Origin of the sequence: Nitrospira tepida (genome assembly GCF_947241125.1) — a bacterium.
GTDB lineage: Bacteria > Nitrospirota > Nitrospiria > Nitrospirales > Nitrospiraceae > Nitrospira_G > Nitrospira_G tepida.
In genome coordinates this window covers 2287429-2304370 of the sequence record NZ_OX365700.1, presented here as the reverse complement: position 1 = coordinate 2304370, position 16942 = coordinate 2287429, and the positions used below count along the sequence as shown (strand labels likewise).

Below are 16942 nucleotides of genomic sequence, written 5' to 3'. Positions count from 1 at the left end.
CCGCTCATGCGACCGTTCTCCTGGACCGCCCGGTCAGGAGAGGCCGTATTGTTGTTGATATAACACAGCAATTTTCCGCTCCGCAAGCGACCGGTCCCACGCCTTGTCGTGGCGGGTGGAACTGGTCCGCGGCGATCGCGGGACGGGAAGCGAAAAGGAGTCCTTCTCCTGTTTCCACCAATCCCTCCACTCCTGGGCCCATTCCTCCCGCTGCTGTTTCGTCGAGGAATCCCAATCGTGCATTTCCGTTTCGTGGCGAGTCAGAATCCACAGGGACTGCAGGGCCGAAATGGACACGAACCGTTCGTCATCCACGAGAAGCTCGATCAACACGTCCACCACATCCTTCTCCCGGACATAGCGCGCCTCAAAGGCCGCCGACTTTCGGACGGAGGAGTTCATATCCTTGGCCATCACCGCGATGGCCTCAACCGTCTGAGAGGGGTCCAGGCGGACCGAGACGCGGAGCGCATGTTCTCTGATCCGGGGCATTTCGTTGGGCTGTTTGGCCGTATTGAGCAGAGCCGGCACGGCCGAGGCGGCCTTCAAGATCGAGAGCGTTTCAATGGCGTTGTACCGGATCCGAGGCCCCGGCATCGTCAACGCCTTCACCAGCACCGGCACCACCGGAAGGCCGAGGTGGACAAATTCCCCGATCGCCCAATACTCCTGTTTGCCTTCAAGCAACGGCAGCAGCGCCTCCGCGCGCTTGAGTTCCTCCTCCGATAACGCCTCCGTATTGGGGGGCACCGAGGTATCGGGAACCATCTGGCCCTCGGGCGGTCGCTCATAGTCATAGGGAGTGATCGCCTCTCCGCCGCCCTCTCCCGGCACCTGTGCCCGGGACAGGGACTCCGTTCCGGCGCACCAAAGCCCGGTCATGACCAATACCGCACCCACGCTCATCCATCTGGCCATCATACGGATACTCCTCATGATTCAGGTCCTTCGCCGACATCTCCCGCTTGCTGCAGCCGTGCCTGGACACGCCGCCGCAGCCGTTTCCCTGCAATCCGATGCACCAGCAGATACAACACCGGCAATACGATCAAGATCAACACCGCCGCCGTCAACATGCCTCCCACGACGACCCGTGCCAGCGGTTTTTGGGCCTGCGATCCGATGCCGGTGGCGATCGCGGCGGGGAAGAGACCGATGGCGGCGCCGAGCGTCGCCATTAAAATGGGACGAAGCTGCGAATCGGCTCCCTTCCGGACGGCCGCTTCCAGCGAATCGCCCATCTGCCGCAGATCCTCGATCCGCGAGATCAATAAGACGCCTCCCAGGATCGCGACCCCCAGGGTTGAAATGACCCCGACCGCGGCGGAAATGCTAAAGTTGGTCCCGGTCGCGACCAGAGTCAAGACCCCTCCGATCAGCGCAAACGGGACCGTCACCAGCACCAACAGCGCGTTCGTCAAGGAATTGAACGCGGTGAACAGCAGAAACAGGATGATCAGCAGGCTGATCGGCACCACCACGGCCAACCGTTTCTGCTCGCTCTTCAACTGATCATACTGGCCCGCCCACTCCAAATGATAGCGGTCCGGCAACGTAATCTCACGAGCCAGCCGCGCCTGGGCTTCATCCACCGTGCCGGCCAGGTCCCGGTCGCGGACGCTGAACTTGATCGGGATGTACCGCTGGTTGTTTTCACGGTAAATGATGAAGGCCCCGGTTTCGGTCGAGATCTTCGCAATCTGCTTGAGCGGGATGCGGGCCCCCTCCGGCGTGCTGACGAGGATGTTGCTGATCGTTTCCATGTCCTGCCGGAACTCCGGCGAAAAGCGCACGACCAAGTCGAACAGCCGCTCGCCTTCATAGACCTGCGTCACCGCCTGGCCGCCGACCGCGGCCTGGACGACGGCGTTGACGTCCGCCACCTGCAGGCCGTAACGGGCGCTGGCCTGGCGGTCCACCTGGATCAACAGATTCGGCTGCCCCATCAGCCGGAAGATGCCCAAATCCTTGACCCCAGGCACCGTGCGCATCACCCGTTCGATCTCGACGGCCTTTTCCTCCATGACCTTCAAATCGGACCCGAAGAGCTTGATCGAATTCTCCCCCTTCACGCCGGACATGGCTTCTTCCACGTTATCCTGAATGACCTGGGAAAAATTCAGCACCACTCCGGGAATCGCCTGCAGCCGTTCTTCGATCTCGGCGATCAGCCCTTCCTTGGTCAGGTTGGGCCGCCATTCCTTTTGGGGGCGCAAGTTGGCGAGAAACTCGCTGTTGAAGAAACTCGTCGGGTCGGTCCCGTCGTCCGGCCGCCCCAACTGCGACACGACCGTCGTCACTTCCGGCGATTCACGGAAGACGCGCCGGATATCGCCGCTGATGCGGGCCGCCTGCTCGAACGAGATATCCACGGGCATCGTGGCCCGCACCCACAGGTTGCCCTCCTCCAGCGCCGGCATGAACTCCCCCCCCAAGAACTGCAAGGCCACCAGCGAGACCAGCATCAGCCCGCCCACTCCGGCAATGACGACGAACTCGTGCGTCAGGGCCCAATCCAAGACGCGGGCGTACAGCCGCCGCACGCCCCGCACGAGCGCCGTGTCCTCTTCCTTCACGGCGCTGCTCAGCAGGATCGAGCAGAGGACTGGCGCCAAGGTAAAGGCCATCAACAGGGCGCCCAACAGGGCGAAGCCGTAGGTGATGGACATCGGCGCGAAGATTTTGCCCGGCACGCCCCGCATGGTGAACAGCGGAATGAACGCCACGACAATGATCGCCGTCGAATAGAAGATCGGGCGGCCGACCTGTTTCGCGGCCCGCACCACGTGGTGGGGCACCGTCAGCCCCGGGTGATGAAAGTGCGCGAGGTGGAAGAACACGCTCTCCACCATGATCAGCGTGGCGTCGACGATAATCCCGAAGTCGATGGCGCCCAACGAGATCAGGTTGGCCGACTGCCCCATCATCACCATCATGCTGAACGTGAACAGCAGAGCCAGCGGAATCGTCAGGGCCACGATCAGCGCGGCGCGAAGATTGCCCAGAAACACATAGAGCAGCACGAAGACCAGCGCCATCCCGCTCAGCAAAATGTCCGTCACGGTTTCGATCGTCGTATGGATCAGGGCCGTCCGATCGTAGAACGTCTCGATCTTCACTCCGCGGGGCAGCTTCAGCAGATTCAATTCCTCGACCTTCCGCCGGACGTCGTCCAAGACCGAGAGCGCCTTGTACCCGCGCTGCAACAGCACCACGCCTTCGACGACATCGTCGTTGTCGTCGATGCCCACCTTGCCCAGGCGCACCCGGTGCCCCATGCTGACGTTCGCCAGGCTCCTGACGAAGATCGGCGTCCCGTCCTTCTGCGCCACGACCACGTTCGCGATGTCGTCCAGACTGTCGATCAAGCCCACCCCGCGGACGTTGAAATTCTGGCCTCCCACTGTCAGATAGTTGCCCCCAACATTGGCATTGCTGTTGGCCAAGGCCGTCATCACCTGCGACAGGTTCACCCCGTATCCGATCAATTTTCCGGGATCGACATCGACGTGGTATTCCTTCGTCGTCCCGCCGAACGCGGTCACATCGATCACTCCCGGCACACGGCGAAACTCCCGCCGCAAGACCCAGTCCTGAATGGTCTTGAGCTCGGTCAAGGACGTCTGCTCGTCCCCGACCAGTTGATACCGATAGATCTCGGCGATGGCCCACCAGGGCGAGAGGGCCGGCGCGGCGCCGGGCGGCAGCGTCACCGTCGCCAACCGGTTCAGGACTTCCTGGCGGTCGAAGAAGTACTCGGTGTTGAAGTCGAAATAGACCTTGATGTCGCTGAGCCCGAAGATGGAGAGGGAGCGGATATCGGTCAGGCCGGGCATCCCGTTGAGCGCCACTTCGATCGGCACCGTGATCTGCCGCTCCATCTCCTGGGCCGACCATCCCTGATATTGGGTGATGATCTCGACCATCGGCGGAGACGGATCGGGATAGGCCACGACGTCCAGCACGTGAAACGCGTACAGCCCCCCGAAAAAGAGGGCGAATCCGACGGCGCAGAGCAGGAACCGTTGAGAAAGCGACAGCTCAACGACTCGGGCAATCATGGAGCGGAGTCAACAGTGGAGGGATCATTGGCGAGAGAGCGGCCGTCACGCCCATCGAGAAGACTTACCCTTTGAGTTCCTGGCCCTTGATCAAGACGGCCCCTTTGACGACGATGCGCTGGCCTTGGGAAAGTCCCTCCAGCACGCGCACCTGATCTCCGGAGACGTTCGCGACCTTCACCTCGTGGCGCTGGTAGCCGGTGTCGCCGGTGACCAGATAGACATAGTGTTTGCCGTCCACTTCGATCACCGCCTCTCGCGGAATCGTCAGGAACACCTGGGCGTCGGCGACGTCGATGTTGAGACGCGCGAACATCTCGGGCTTCAGCTTGTGGTCCTCGTTGTTCACCCAGGCGCGCACCTTGATCGTGCGGCTGCTGGGATCGACCGTGTCGCCGATCGCCGCCACGACGGCGGGGAAGTCCTCGCCCGGATAGGCTTCCACGTTCACGCGCGCCACCTGGCTGACCTTAACCAGGGAGAGGTCCCGTTCGTACACATCGGCGATCACCTGGAGCTTGCTGAGATCGGCGACCGTGAAAAGCACCTGATCCGGGTCCCCTCCGACGGATTGGCCCGGTGTGACCGCGCGGTCCACGACGGTGCCGGCCAGCGGGCTCTTTAACTCAAACCGCGATGTGATGCGCTGCTGCGCGAGCGGCTTCTCCAACTCCGCGGCCGGCACACGCAGCGACAACAGCCGTTCCTTCGCCCGGCGAAACTCCGCCCGGGCCTTGATCAGATCGTTCTCGGCCTGCTTCAGATCCTTCTGCGGCAGGGCCTTGGTCTCATAGAGGTCCTTGGCCAGCTCATAGGCCCGCGTCGCATACTCCAGCTCACTGGCCTCCTTCACATAGTCCGAATAGACGGCCGTGATCTCCGGGCTGTCGATGACCAGCAGCACATCGCCCGGCTTGACGTAGTCTCCCAGCCTGGCTCGAACTTCGAGGATGCGGCCTTGCAGCGGCGAGGAGATCCTCGAATAGCGGTCCTCGCCGTAGGCGACCTTGCCGGACAACACAAGGGCGGGATGCGACGTGGTATAGCCCACCTCGGCGATCTCGATGCGTTTCCTGAGATCAGGCGCCTCCGGCTGCGGCGCCGAGGCGGCCCGCGGCGACGCCGGCGGCGCCACCGCCGGGCTGTCGTTTCCACTGCAAGCGCCCAGGGCGGCGGCGCCCGCGAGAGCCACGCAGAACCACACGGCTTTCATGTCGAAATCTCCCGGCCGACGGCGCTTTCCAATTGAAAGACGTTCCGCTGGTAATTGAACAGCGACTCCAGATAGTTCAACTGAATCGAGCGGGCGGTCCGCGCGGCGTCCAGCAGTTCCAGAATCGTCGCCCCGCCGCGCTCGTAGGCCCGTTCCACGATCGTCAAGGTTTGGCGCGCATCCTCCAGGACGCCCTTCTGGTAGGCCTCCACTAGATTGCGGCTCTGGATCAGGTTCCGGTGCGCGATATCGACCTGGTTCTCGACCTCGACCAGCGTCTTTCTGAGATCGGCCTCCGCAACCTGCACATTGACCTCGCCCTGCGCGATCCCGCCCTGGTTGCGGTTGAACAGCGGGAGCGGAACCCCGACGCTGAGGCCGAGCTGCTGCGGATTATCCGGGCCTTGAGGCCCTTGCAAGGCGTACCCTCCGCCGATGGTCACGTCGGGATACCGGTAGGCCTGCGCCAACTTCAAATCGGCGGATCGTTGCGCGCGCGCGATCCGCTTGACGCGGATATCCGGCCGGCCGTCCAGCGCCAGTTGCTGCATCGCCCGCACATCGGGATCGATCCGCCGGTACTCCATGTCCGTCGTCAATTCCAATTTCGTCGTCGCGGGCAGTTGGAGCAGCACCCGCAAATCCGCCCTCGCCGACTCGGTGTCCTGCAAGGCCGTGATGACCTGCGACTGGAAGTCCACGACCTGCAGGCGGATGCGGATGAGATCGACCTCGGCGATGAATCCCTTCTTGAAGCGAACCGTGTTGATTTCGAGAATGCGCGCGAACCGGTCGCGATTCTCCTCGGCCAGGTTCAGGCGCCTCAGCCCGAGCTGGACCCGATAGTAGGTTTCCTTGAGCGTGAAGCTCAACTGGCGGATGGCGTCCTCGAAGGCCGCCTCGGCGCCTTGAATGCCGTAGGCGGCGCTTTCAATGCGGTAGCCGCGTTTCCCCGCCATCTCGAAGAGCTGCTGGACCTGCGGATAGACCTGTCCGCTGCGGGACAACGTCCGGCCCTGCGTCCAGGATCCCACGGCGCCGACGGAGAGCACCGGGTTGGGGAACAGCCGGGCCGTGATCGCCTGGCCTTGCGCGTAATCGATTCCGTACTTGGCAATGATCAAGTCGAGATTTTGGCGAAGAAACAGCGCGAGCGCTTCATCCAGGGACAGCCGCGCGGTCGCGGCTGGGCCGGTCGGCTGGGCGACGGGCATCTCCGCTGCAACGGCACCAGCGATGGACAGGGCGATGGAGAAACAGAGGATGGCGACGGCCAGGAGAAACTTCTCTCTCATTCCGCTCATCCAGAAGCCGGTTTGACGACCCGCATGCTCACACGAGAGAGTGGCGTTCACAAGATCCGTTGGGAGTGTCTAAGACATTGAAAATCAGATCATTATACATTTTTTCGGCAGACAGGGAAATAGAAACACCCCGGCCGCTGGTCAGGTCATCTTCAGCTCGGTCCAGGCCCGATCGTAGAGGCGGATCGCCTCCCCGACATCCGTCATCCATTCCAACCCCTGAAGGAGAGAGGGAGCCGGAAAGATTCCCTTGTCCTGTCTCAGATCCGGACGCACCTGGTCCTTGGCCAGCCGGTTCGCCGGCGCAAAAAAAAGCCGTTCCGCCGTCCGGGCCGACACCCTGGTCTCCAGCAGGAAATTGATGAACCGGTGCGCCAGGTCTGGCTGCCGGGACGACTTGAGGACGACCAAACAGTCGGCCCAGATTGTCCCGCCCTCGCGGGGCACGGTATAGCGGATGGACGGTCGGTCGGCCCTGGCCCGGACCATGGGACCGACCCAGCCGTGAGCCAACACGACTTCACCGGCCGCCAACAGTTGGTCGTAATGGTCGCTGGTATAGGCCTTTACCAACGGCTTTTGCGCGATCAGTTTGTCCTTGGCCCGCTCGATCGCGAGCGGATCCACTTGGTTCATCGAGATCCCCATCAACCGGAAGACCGCGCCGAAGACCTCCCGCTGGTCGTTGAGCATGCTGATCCGTCCTCGATAACGGCTCTCCCACAGCACGGCCCACGAATCCGGGGCATCCGGGAAATGGGCTTCATCATAGCCGATGCCGACCGTGCCCCAGAGGTAGGGAACGGAATAGCGATTCCCGGGATCAAAGGAGAGGTCCTGCAAGTGCGGCTCGACCAGATCCAGATTGGGCACTCGATCCGGAGAGAGTTCGGCCAGGAGGCCCAACCGGATCATGATGGCCACCATGAAATCCGACGGCACCGCCACATCGTAACCGCTCGCTCCGGTCTGCAATTTTGCAAGCAGCTCCTCATTGCTGCTGAAGGTGTCCACCACGACCTGCGCCCCCTCCTGTCGCTCAAACTCGGCGATCAGGTCCTGGCTGACGTAATCCGACCAGGTGAAATAGTGCAGGACCTTTGGCGATGCTCCGGTCCCCTGTTCTTCTTGGCCGAAGAACGGGCATCCGCCAAGGCTCCATGCGATCCCGGCCAGAAGGCCGATGCAACCGACAAGGGCCGGACCACGGGAGATCATCGCGCGACCTCCCGGCGTTGCTGGAACAGCGCCGCGGCGACCAGCGAGATCGAGAGCAGCACCAGCAGGCTCGAGAGGGCGTTGATCTCGGGGGTCACCCCGGATCGAATCATGGAATAGACCCGCATGGGGAGCGTGGTGCCTCCGGGGCCGGTCGTAAAGAAGGTCACGAGAAAATCGTCGATGGAAATCGTGAAGGCCAGCAGGGCGCCGCTCACGATCCCGGGCATGAGCAACGGCAACGTAATCCGGCGGAACGACTGCCAGGCGGAGGCGCCCAGATCAAGGGCCGCCTCCTCGAGCGCCGGGTCCAGCCGCCGCAGCCTGGCCCGGACCACGACCATGACCACGGGGGCGTTAAAGGCCGTGTGCGCCAACGTGACCGTGGTCAGCCCGAGCGGCAGCTTGATGACGACGAACAGGAGCATGAAGGCCACTCCCATCATCACTTCCGGAATCACCAGCGGGAGCGCCAACAGCAATTCGAGCCAGGGATGCCTGCCCCGTTCGAGCGCGATCGCCCCCATCAGACCGAGCGCCGTCGCGAGCCCCGTTGACATGACGGCCACCTTCAAGGTCACCGCCGCAGCGTCCCACAGAGCCCGGTCCTGCGCGAGCGTCACGTACCACTTGACTGTCCATCCTTGCCAGGAGGACAGGGCGCGGCCGTCGTTGAAGGAGAAGAGGATCAACACAAGAATCGGCGCGTAGAGGAATCCCAGCACCAGCGAACCGATCGCCGAGGCCCAGATATGTTGTCGAACCGCCGCCATTCGATCTCCACGATCTCGCTACCGGATAAATTCTTGCGGGCCGGCCGCGCTGGTGACCCGCCGATACGCCCAGAGCGCGACCATGACCAACAGTAAGAGCACGATGCTGAAGGCCGACCCCAAGGGCCAATCGCGGACGACCAGAAACTCGTGTTGCAGCAGATTGCCCATCATCATCGTTCTGGCGCCGCCCAGCAGGTCCGGGGTCAGGTAGGAACCGAGCGACGCCACAAACACGAGGACCGACCCCGCGATGATGCCGGGCACAGTCAACGGCACGAGCAACCGGATGAAGAGGTCCCACCAGGAGGCGTACAGATCCCGGGCGGCTTCCTCCAGCACAGGATTGACCTGTTCCAGCGAGGCATAGACCGGCAGCACCATAAAGGGCAGATACCCGTACACCAAACCGATCAACACCGCCCACGGCGTGTACAGGAAGGTGATCGGCTCGCCGGTCAGGCCCATCTGCATCAGCCAGGTATTCAGCAGCCCATCGGTCCTCAGGATGAAGATCCAGGCATAGGTCCGGACCAGAAAATTGGCCCAGAGGGGAATCAACACCATCATCAACCAGAACGATTGCCACCGTGGGGATGATCGCGCCATCACATAGGCGAACGGAAATCCGACGAGGAGACAGATCCCCGTGACGGCAGCCGCCATGGCACAGGACCGCCAGACGATCGTGACATACAACGGGTGCAAGAGGTCCCGGTAGTTGGCCAGACTGAAGTCCCAGCGGATCCATCCGTAGGTTTCGCGGGTGGCGAAGCTGATCACCAGCACGATCAGCAAGGGCAGTCCGACGGCCAGGAGGCCCCAGAGCAGGGACCCGGCATAACACCAGCGGCTGGCTCCTGACGAACGGCAATCGCGCATGACCCCTCGGCCGGTTTAATCCTCACTCGGGGAGCAGGAACCCGTCATCGCGATTCCAGCAGGCGTAGACGCGGTCACCCACGGACAATCTTTTATGGCCGTTTCCGTTCGATACCATGGCCTGCCAGAACAGCCCCTCGTCGAGCCGCAGATGATACCGCCAATGGGTTCCGGCATAGTCCACCTGATCGACCACCGCCGGAATGCCGTCCTCACTTGCCGTTTGCGGCCCGTCGTTCCGGACCAGCACAAGTTCAGACCGAAGCACCAACGTGGCATCCTGGCCATCCGACAGGTTGACGAGAGCACGGCTCGGAATGCCGACCGCCAGATTCAAGCGCGGCACGGCCAGTTCCCCCCGGTCGGGATCGATCAGGCGAACCAGGCCGGCCAGCAAATTGGACCGGCCGAGAAATTCGGCGACAAAACGGGAGGCCGGGGCCTCGTAGACCTCTTCCGGGGTGCCGATCTGCACCACCCGCCCCTGCTCCATCACGGCCAGCCGGTCCGAGAGGGTCAGGGCTTCCGCCTGGTGGTGGGTCACGCAGATAAACGTGATCCCGACCCGTCGCTGGATACGCTTGAGTTCGGCGGTCATGCTCTGCCGGAGCTGCTCGTCCAGCGCCGCCATCGGTTCGTCGAGCAGCAGTACGGCGGGGCGATTCACCAGGGCCCGCGCGATCGCGACCCGCTGCTGCTCGCCGCCGGACAGTTGCGCGGGCCGGCGGTTCCGCAGTCCATCCAGGCGCAGGATATCCGCAAGCTCGTCGATGCGCCGCCGCCGCTCATCTCTCGGCAGACCCTGCATGAGCGGCCCGAATCCGATGTTCTCCTCGGCGGTCATGTGGGGGAACAGGGCATAGGATTGGAAGACCGTATTGACCGGCCGGCGGCTGGGAGGCACGCCAGCCATCGGACGGCCCTGGAGCAGGATCTCGCCTCGATCCGGCTGTTCGAAGCCGGCCAGCAGGCGAAGCAGCGTGGTCTTGCCTGCGCCGCTGGGTCCGAGAATCGAAAAGAACTCCCCTTCGCGCACCGCGAGGCAAACCTCGCGCACGACGGGGGGACCCCCGTAGGATTTCACCACCCCCCGCGTCTCCAAGATCACGGCGCGATCCTCGGCCGAGCCTGAAACGGAAGGCATCGCAGGACTGGATGAGGCCGTTGAGGAAGGAACGTCGCACACTCCCGGTCGCGTCGTCGCCGATCTCACGAACCGGACGGCGACCGGCGCCTCACGAGGCGCGGTCAGTGGTCCAATCCGAGCTTCGCCGGAACGCGGCGTAGAAAGTCGCGGGCGCGCACCTGGGCTTGATGCCGCCGCAACAGCTCGCGTCTGATGAGGTTCCGATCCTCCGCCACGATCCGCACCAATCGATCGGCGTCCTCCGCATGCTCGCGAATCAGCTCTGAGAGGCGATGCATCTGCTGCTCCAGCCGGTTCAACCGCCGCAACACGTCGTCCGATGATGTGACCGGCCGCGCGCCGTCCGATCTCCGCCGTTGAGATTGAGTTGGAGTCCGTCGTTTCGCCATGGGCCTCCGTGGGCAATGGATGAAGGAGTCAGGGCCGTAGTATTCCCACACCGGCCGTGCTTGTCAACCGGAGCCTCCTTTCTATTTCGCGGGCGCCCTGCTAGAATTTCACCCGATGCGGGACCTGTTCACGATGATCCTCGCCGGAGGCAAGGGCGAGCGGCTCCATCCCCTGACCGACCAACGGGCCAAACCGGCGGTGCCCTTCGGCGGAAAGTACCGGATCATCGACATCACGTTGAGCAACTGCATCAACTCAGGCCTGCGCCAAATCGCCGTGCTGATCCAGTACAAGTCCCATTCGCTCGACCGGCACATCCGCATGGGATGGAACATTTTCAGCACCGAGCTGGGCGAATACATCATCTCGGTGCCGCCCCAGCAGCGAATCAGCGAGGATTGGTACAAGGGCACCGCGGACGCGGTCTACCAGAATCTGTTTCTTCTCGATAACGAACAATCCCCGTATCTGCTCATCCTGGCCGGCGACCATATCTATAAAATGAACTACGCGGACATGTACCAGTTCATGCTGGAGAAAGAGGCGGACGCGGTCGTCGGCGCCATCGAATGCCCCCTGGCCGAGGCGACCCGGTTCGGCGTGATCGGCGTCGATGAGGAATATCGGATCCAGCGCTTCGATGAGAAGCCGAGCAACCCCATGTCGATCCCGGGCGATCCCGCGCAGGCGTTCATCTCCATGGGCATCTATCTCTTCAAGACCGATGTCATCCGGGAGCATCTCCTCAAGGACGCCAGGGCCGGCACCACGCACGATTTCGGCAAGAACATCATTCCCCGCATGATCGCCGATCAACGGGTGTTCGCCTTCAAGTTTCAGGATCGCAACAAAAAGTCGGTGCACTATTGGCGGGACATCGGCACCCTCGATGCCTATTGGGAAGCCAATATGGATCTAGTCTCGGTCGATCCGCTGTTCAACCTGTACGACCAGCACTGGCCGATCCGGACTTATCAAGGGCAGTACCCGCCAGCCAAATTCGTCTTCGCGCAGGATTACCAGGGCGGCCGCATGGGGATCGCGCTCGATTCCGTCGTCTCGGGCGGCTGTATTATTTCGGGCGCGCGCGTGCAGAACTGCGTGTTGTCTCCGAACGTGCGGGTGGAAGACCACGCTGATCTGCGCGAATCCGTGGTGATGGAAAACGTGGTGATCGGCCAGCATGCGCGCATCCGCCGGGCGATCATCGACAAGGATGTGACCATCCCCCCGCATACGGAAATCGGCTATGACCGCGAGGCCGATCGGCAACGGTTCACGATCACGGAATCGGGGCTGGTCGTCATCTCCAAAGGAATGAAAGTGCATGGCCCCGTCGATTCATCCGGCTGACCTGCTGTCAACCCTCCGGCATAAGCATCTGACGCCCGCCATCGTCTTTTTGACCTCGCGACGCGCCTGCGACGACGCCATGCAGGCGCTGGCGCTACTGCCTTCGGCCATCCCGCCGGATCGACAAGAGGCCATCGCGAGAGTCCTCGACGGTGTGACGGCCGAATTTCCCAGCATCGCCGAACATCCGCTGCGCGAGACCGTGCAGCGGACCGGCGTCGCCGCGCACCATGCCGGCCATCTGCCGTCCTGGAAGATCGCGGTCGAGGAGCTGATGCGCCGGGGCTGTCTCGACGCGGTCTTCGCCACCACGACCCTGGCGGCCGGCGTCGACTTTCCCGCGCGCACCGTCGTCATCACGCAGTCCAGCGTGCGGAAGGCCCGCGACTTTACGGATCTCACCGTGAGCGAGATCCAACAATTGTCCGGACGCGCCGGCCGGCGCGGCAAGGATCTGGTCGGGTTTGCCGTCGTGACTCCCTCCCCCTATATCGACCTTCGCCATATCGCCAAGGGACTCACAGGACACCCGGAGCCGATCGACAGCCAATTCGTGATCACCTACCCGATGGTCCTCAACCTGCTGAAGGCCCATCCGCTCGATCATATCCAGGCCATCCTCGCCAAGAGCTTCGCCCAGTTCCAGCTCGATCAACGGGCCGAGCGGCTCCAGGAAAAACTCGATACGTTGGAAGTACAGATGGCGCCCTACGGTCCGCGCGAGTGCACGGACTGGATCACCCAGTGGCACCACTTCGACACGGCGCGTCGCCGGAAGCCGCACCGCCCCTCCGTCCACAAGCAGGACCCGCCCGAAGTCGCGGCGCGACTCCCCTTCCTCACGCCCGGCCGCCTGGTGAGTCTCGGGAAAGCCCGCGCGATCGTGCTGCGCGAATACCGCAGCCGGGGGCAGCGCAGCCCCATGCTCACCGTGTTGAGGAGCGAGGGGTCCATCACCGAAATTCCGGTCACCTTCGTCGCCGAGGTGCTCGATCGCACGTTCGAGGTCAAGGAGACCCGCGCCTATCCTTGGACCACACCCGAGACCATCCAAGGTCTGGTCGACGAATTGGCGGAATTGCCCACGCGCGTGCCGGCGCTGCCGATCCTCGTCTCCGAACAGGCGGACCAGATTCCCGATGAATTGATTGCGCAAACCCTGGATGATTTTCCCTGCCCGACCTGCCCGTCGCGCCATGCCTGCCAGAAGGACCATCCGACGGCGCTCAAGCTCCGGCAGGAGATCGCCAGGACGACCAAAGCGATTCAAGCGCTTCGCACGAGCCTCTGGCACCGATTCCAGGAAAAGGTGGAAGTGCTCCAGCAGTTGGGGTATTTGACGCCGGCGGCGCAACTGACTGCGGACGGTGAATGGGCGCGGTTGATCAGGATCGATCACTCGCTGTTGATCACCGAGCTGATCCGAGCCGAGGCCTTCTCCGCGATCGAGCCGGCCTTGCTCGCGGCCGTGATGGCGAGCATCGCCCACGACGACGACCGGCCCGGCGCCTTTCCCCGCGCGAGCGCAGGACTCAGCACGGTTCTGAATCAGGTGCGACGGCTGGCGCATGAACTGGCCGCCTTCGATGACCCGCCTTTGCTCCGGGGCGACATCGCCGCGCTGACGGAACGGTGGGTGGGCGACCCGGCGTTGACCTGGATCGGCCTCTGCCGTGCGACCACCATGGCCGAAGGGGATATGTATCGGCTGTTCGCCCGCACCTTGGAATATCTGTCCCAGATCGAGAGCCTGCGCTCTTCGCACCCAAGTCTGGCCGACACCGCGGCCCGCGCCATCGCCAACTTGCGTCGAGGCGTGCTGGAGGAATTGCCGTGACGCAGCAAGACGCGTCAATCGTCATACGTCAATCGAGAGTGCGAAACTTCCTGGCTACTTCTCTTTCCGATTGACGGTTGACCCATGACGAATGACGGGGTGTTTTCGTGACAACCGAGGAACTGGAACAACTCATGGTGCAACAGCCGTTGGGCCTGCTGCACCGCCTGGCTCGCGGACGCATTCCACGTCATTTCCGAATGGGAAAGCGGCGCCTGATCGAGGCCCTGCTCAGACATTCGGCCGACAATCGTTCCGGCTTTGAATCGGACTTGCAAGCCCTTATCGGCGATCGCGCCCAACGGGACCGGCAGCAGCCTCACGGCCGGCAGCACGCACAGCCGGCTGCGCATTCGCACCCTGGGCGCACAGCGGCCTCCAAGGCCCGAGTCCACGAGCCGGAACCGCGCGAGCCCGGCGTCACGCTCGGAGCCTTTCTGGAGGGAATCGGTGTCCCGGAGCCAGCGCCTTTTGTGCCGGACCCCTGGCAGGAGGAGGCGCTGGAGGCGCTGGTCGAGACCGACGTCATCGTCAGCGTCCCGACCGGCAGCGGCAAGACCTACGTGGCGGTCGAAGCCGCGCGTCGCGCGATCGACGCCAACCGGACCGTGATCTACACGTCGCCGCTGAAAGCGCTGTCGAACACGAAGTTCACTGAGTTTTCCCGGATCTTCGGACCGGAGCAGGTGGGCATCCTCACAGGAGATCGGCAGGATAATGCGCAGGCTCCGCTGTTGATCATGACCACGGAGATCCTGCGGAACCTGCTCTACGACGCGGCGGGAGGAGAGATCGACCTTCGCCTCGACCAGCTAGGATTAGTGATTCTGGATGAATCACAATACCTGGCCGATCCCGAGCGGGGCGTCGTCTGGGAGGAGACCATCATTTTTTGTCCGGCGCAAGCCAGGCTGCTGTTGCTCTCGGCCTCGATCGGGAACCCGCAGGACATCGCCGACTGGTTGACGCACATTCGGCCTTCTCCCTGCCGGCTGGTGAGACATGCGCGGCGTTCGGTCCCGCTGCGCGCCGGATACCTGCATCCCAACGGCAAGCTCACGCCGTTGTTCCGCACCGTCGGGATTCCTCCCGGACACGGCCATCATCTGCACCCCGAAACCCTTCGCTTGTTCCAACAGTACGAACAAGAGACCCTGGGGCATCGGGGCTGACCGCCGGACCTCCGTCAAACGGCAAGCGTCAATCGTTAAAGCATAGGACGTCAGCGCCGATGTCTTCGGTTTTACAAACGATTGACGGATGACGCTTGACGACCATTCGAAACGGGCAGACTTGTAGAGCACCCGGCTAGAAGGCATAGCGCAGGCCGAAGGTGACCCCCTGGCGGCTCGTGCGGAATTGCGTCAAGGGAACCGTCACACCGCCCCCGCCGACCGGAAAATTCTCCCACTCGCCGTCCAGGGTCTGGTTCCACCAGAATCGATATCCGACATCGAAAAACAGCCGCGAGAGGATCTGGATGCTGGCGCCGCCTTCGAGTTGCGCGCCGAGTCCCCATCCCGTCATGCGGAAGCTGGGGTTCTGCTGAAGGTCCGTCCGCAGGTGATGCACATCTTCGTTGGTCAGCCAGGTCACGGGTAGAAAGGCGGCGCGCCCCGTGAGACTCACCCGTCGATGCAATCGGATCTCCGTATCCAACCCGAGTTCAATCGATCGCCAGACCTGGGTGTTCGTGATGACGGTTTCTCCCGCACTCGAGACGGTGCCGGCCGGGCTGCATTGGATCGGCGAAGGGGTCAAGGCCGTGCATTCCACCTGGGTCACGCCGGTGGCCTGGTGTCGTTGGGTCCAATAGTGAAAGCCGGCAAACAGATCCAGCCGGCCGCGGTGTCTGGGAAACGTCCAGACACGCCCGCCCACCTCGCCTTGCACGTACCAACTATGGCTGCCCTCCACGTTGCTGAACGTGCGCGAAAAGCGGTGGGCGCCTGTCACGGTGGTGCCGAACGATGCGGCCCCGTCCGCGCTCACGAAATCGTCATCCACCAACCGTCCGCCGCCGATATCCGCAAATCCGAACGACGCCCTCGCAAACCACCGGTCTCGCAACGTGGCCTTGGCGGAGAGTTCGACGAAATTCGCAGCCACATCTTTGTAGTCGAGTTTCGAAGAGGGATTGCCGAGCAGGGAACTCACGCCGGACGCATCGTGGCTCCAGGTCGTTTTGCCTGTGGAGATCCAGGCCGACAGCCCGACATCGACTCGCAGGGGACCGGTTTCTTTTCTTTCGACCGATGGGGACGCGGCATGAACCGGAGAGACATAGAACAGGAGGAGCGCGGCAGCCGTTGCAACTGTCTGGAATACCCTTCGCATCGTGACAGCGTACGGCTTGCACTAAGGGCGAAAGAAACGGTCTCGGCGGGAAGGAATCGCAACGGGTTGCGGCACTACCATACACCGGACCATATCACAGGATCTATCGTCTGGCTCCGCCGCGTTGGATGATCACGGTGTCGGCGCAACGTTCCCTGTTGTCCGGCATGAGTCGAGCGCAGGCGCCGTAGATGTCCTGCATCGCCATCCGATGATAGAGATACTGCGAAAACCACACCAGCCAGGTCCCCGCAAGCAGGAGCACCAGCAGCGTCAGCCCTGCATAGGTGAACAGGGCCGGACTGTGTGACGGCCCCTGCATCGGAGCAGGCCCGCCATCCTCCTCGCTCGCGCCCTCATTCGATCCGATTTTCCGAACGATTCGCATGAACGGTTCCAACTTTTTCGTCGTCCGGCCGATCCTACC

The 16942-nt window shown here is 62.9% G+C and carries 14 protein-coding genes; 3 read left to right on the top strand and 11 right to left on the bottom strand.

The genetic code is table 11. The annotated features are described in order from the left end of the window. Positions 1-33: 33 nt before the first annotated feature. The 9 genes from QWI75_RS10875 to QWI75_RS10835 all read right to left on the bottom strand — a co-directional run bounded on the left by QWI75_RS10875 (position 34) and on the right by QWI75_RS10835 (position 10987). Entirely contained in the window at positions 34-921 is an 888-nt protein-coding gene (locus QWI75_RS10875) for a HEAT repeat domain-containing protein (RefSeq protein ID WP_289268602.1), read from the bottom strand. An 11-nt stretch (positions 922-932) separates the two neighbouring features. Beyond that, on the bottom strand, positions 933-4061 hold the full coding sequence (locus QWI75_RS10870) for an efflux RND transporter permease subunit (RefSeq protein ID WP_289268601.1): 3129 nt from the start codon (positions 4059-4061) through the stop codon (positions 933-935). Between the two features lie 64 nt (positions 4062-4125). Then, complete coding sequence (locus QWI75_RS10865) at positions 4126-5274, bottom strand: efflux RND transporter periplasmic adaptor subunit (protein ID WP_289268600.1); 1149 nt, start codon at positions 5272-5274, stop codon at positions 4126-4128. Next, positions 5271-6569 (bottom strand): TolC family protein, encoded by a 1299-nt coding sequence (locus QWI75_RS10860; RefSeq protein WP_289268599.1) that lies wholly within the window; start codon positions 6567-6569, stop codon positions 5271-5273. The genes QWI75_RS10865 and QWI75_RS10860 overlap by 4 nt, the downstream gene beginning before the upstream one ends. A 150-nt stretch (positions 6570-6719) precedes the next feature. Beyond that, entirely contained in the window at positions 6720-7796 is a 1077-nt protein-coding gene (locus QWI75_RS10855; protein WP_289268598.1) for a polyamine ABC transporter substrate-binding protein, read from the bottom strand. Further along, on the bottom strand, positions 7793-8569 hold the full coding sequence (locus tag QWI75_RS10850) for an ABC transporter permease (RefSeq protein WP_289268597.1): 777 nt from the start codon (positions 8567-8569) through the stop codon (positions 7793-7795). The genes QWI75_RS10855 and QWI75_RS10850 overlap by 4 nt, the downstream gene beginning before the upstream one ends. Before the next feature lie 18 nt (positions 8570-8587). After that, entirely contained in the window at positions 8588-9451 is an 864-nt protein-coding gene (locus tag QWI75_RS10845; protein ID WP_289268596.1) for an ABC transporter permease, read from the bottom strand. Positions 9452-9473: 22 nt separating this feature from the next. Then, positions 9474-10559 (bottom strand): ABC transporter ATP-binding protein, encoded by a 1086-nt coding sequence (locus QWI75_RS10840; RefSeq protein ID WP_289268595.1) that lies wholly within the window; start codon positions 10557-10559, stop codon positions 9474-9476. A 140-nt stretch (positions 10560-10699) separates the two neighbouring features. After that, a complete protein-coding gene (locus tag QWI75_RS10835) occupies positions 10700-10987 on the bottom strand; it encodes a hypothetical protein (protein WP_289268594.1) in 288 nt (95 codons plus the stop codon). A gap of 115 nt (positions 10988-11102) precedes the next feature. Between QWI75_RS10835 and glgC the strand changes: the two genes are divergently transcribed. The 3 genes from glgC to QWI75_RS10820 all read left to right on the top strand — a co-directional run bounded on the left by glgC (position 11103) and on the right by QWI75_RS10820 (position 15350). Then, positions 11103-12341 carry a glucose-1-phosphate adenylyltransferase gene (gene glgC / locus QWI75_RS10830; protein WP_289268593.1) on the top strand — a complete coding sequence of 413 codons (1239 nt, stop codon included), beginning with the start codon at positions 11103-11105 and terminating at the stop codon, positions 12339-12341. Further along, on the top strand, positions 12316-14178 hold the full coding sequence (locus QWI75_RS10825) for a helicase-related protein (RefSeq protein ID WP_289268592.1): 1863 nt from the start codon (positions 12316-12318) through the stop codon (positions 14176-14178). Before glgC ends, QWI75_RS10825 begins: the two co-directional genes overlap by 26 nt. A gap of 107 nt (positions 14179-14285) precedes the next feature. Further along, the gene (locus QWI75_RS10820; protein ID WP_289268591.1) at positions 14286-15350 is read left to right on the top strand and encodes a DEAD/DEAH box helicase; all 1065 of its coding nucleotides are present in this window, start codon (positions 14286-14288) and stop codon (positions 15348-15350) included. 136 nt (positions 15351-15486) lie between these two features. Here the strand turns inward: QWI75_RS10820 and QWI75_RS10815 are convergent, their stop codons facing one another. Continuing rightward, positions 15487-16515: a hypothetical protein gene (locus QWI75_RS10815; protein WP_289268590.1), complete on the bottom strand. Its 1029-nt coding sequence runs from the start codon at positions 16513-16515 to the stop codon at positions 15487-15489. Between the two features lie 103 nt (positions 16516-16618). Continuing rightward, complete coding sequence (locus tag QWI75_RS10810; protein ID WP_289268589.1) at positions 16619-16903, bottom strand: hypothetical protein; 285 nt, start codon at positions 16901-16903, stop codon at positions 16619-16621. Positions 16904-16942 lie beyond the last annotated feature (39 nt).

What these genes read in the sequence shown, in the direction of transcription:
- QWI75_RS10815 (WP_289268590.1), bottom strand. Translation starts at nt 16,515, where the DNA reads ATGCGAAGGGTATTCCAGACAGTTGCAACGGCTGCCGCGCTCCTCCTG.
- QWI75_RS10865 (WP_289268600.1), bottom strand. Translation starts at nt 5,274, where the DNA reads ATGAAAGCCGTGTGGTTCTGCGTGGCTCTCGCGGGCGCCGCCGCCCTG.
- QWI75_RS10810 (WP_289268589.1), bottom strand. Translation starts at nt 16,903, where the DNA reads ATGCGAATCGTTCGGAAAATCGGATCGAATGAGGGCGCGAGCGAGGAG.
- QWI75_RS10850 (WP_289268597.1), bottom strand. Translation starts at nt 8,569, where the DNA reads ATGGCGGCGGTTCGACAACATATCTGGGCCTCGGCGATCGGTTCGCTG.
- QWI75_RS10870 (WP_289268601.1), bottom strand. Translation starts at nt 4,061, where the DNA reads ATGATTGCCCGAGTCGTTGAGCTGTCGCTTTCTCAACGGTTCCTGCTC.
- QWI75_RS10875 (WP_289268602.1), bottom strand. Translation starts at nt 921, where the DNA reads ATGATGGCCAGATGGATGAGCGTGGGTGCGGTATTGGTCATGACCGGG.
- QWI75_RS10860 (WP_289268599.1), bottom strand. Translation starts at nt 6,569, where the DNA reads ATGAGAGAGAAGTTTCTCCTGGCCGTCGCCATCCTCTGTTTCTCCATC.
- QWI75_RS10825 (WP_289268592.1), top strand. Translation starts at nt 12,316, where the DNA reads ATGGCCCCGTCGATTCATCCGGCTGACCTGCTGTCAACCCTCCGGCAT.
- glgC (WP_289268593.1), top strand. Translation starts at nt 11,103, where the DNA reads ATGCGGGACCTGTTCACGATGATCCTCGCCGGAGGCAAGGGCGAGCGG.
- QWI75_RS10845 (WP_289268596.1), bottom strand. Translation starts at nt 9,451, where the DNA reads ATGCGCGATTGCCGTTCGTCAGGAGCCAGCCGCTGGTGTTATGCCGGG.
- QWI75_RS10855 (WP_289268598.1), bottom strand. Translation starts at nt 7,796, where the DNA reads ATGATCTCCCGTGGTCCGGCCCTTGTCGGTTGCATCGGCCTTCTGGCC.
- QWI75_RS10835 (WP_289268594.1), bottom strand. Translation starts at nt 10,987, where the DNA reads ATGGCGAAACGACGGACTCCAACTCAATCTCAACGGCGGAGATCGGAC.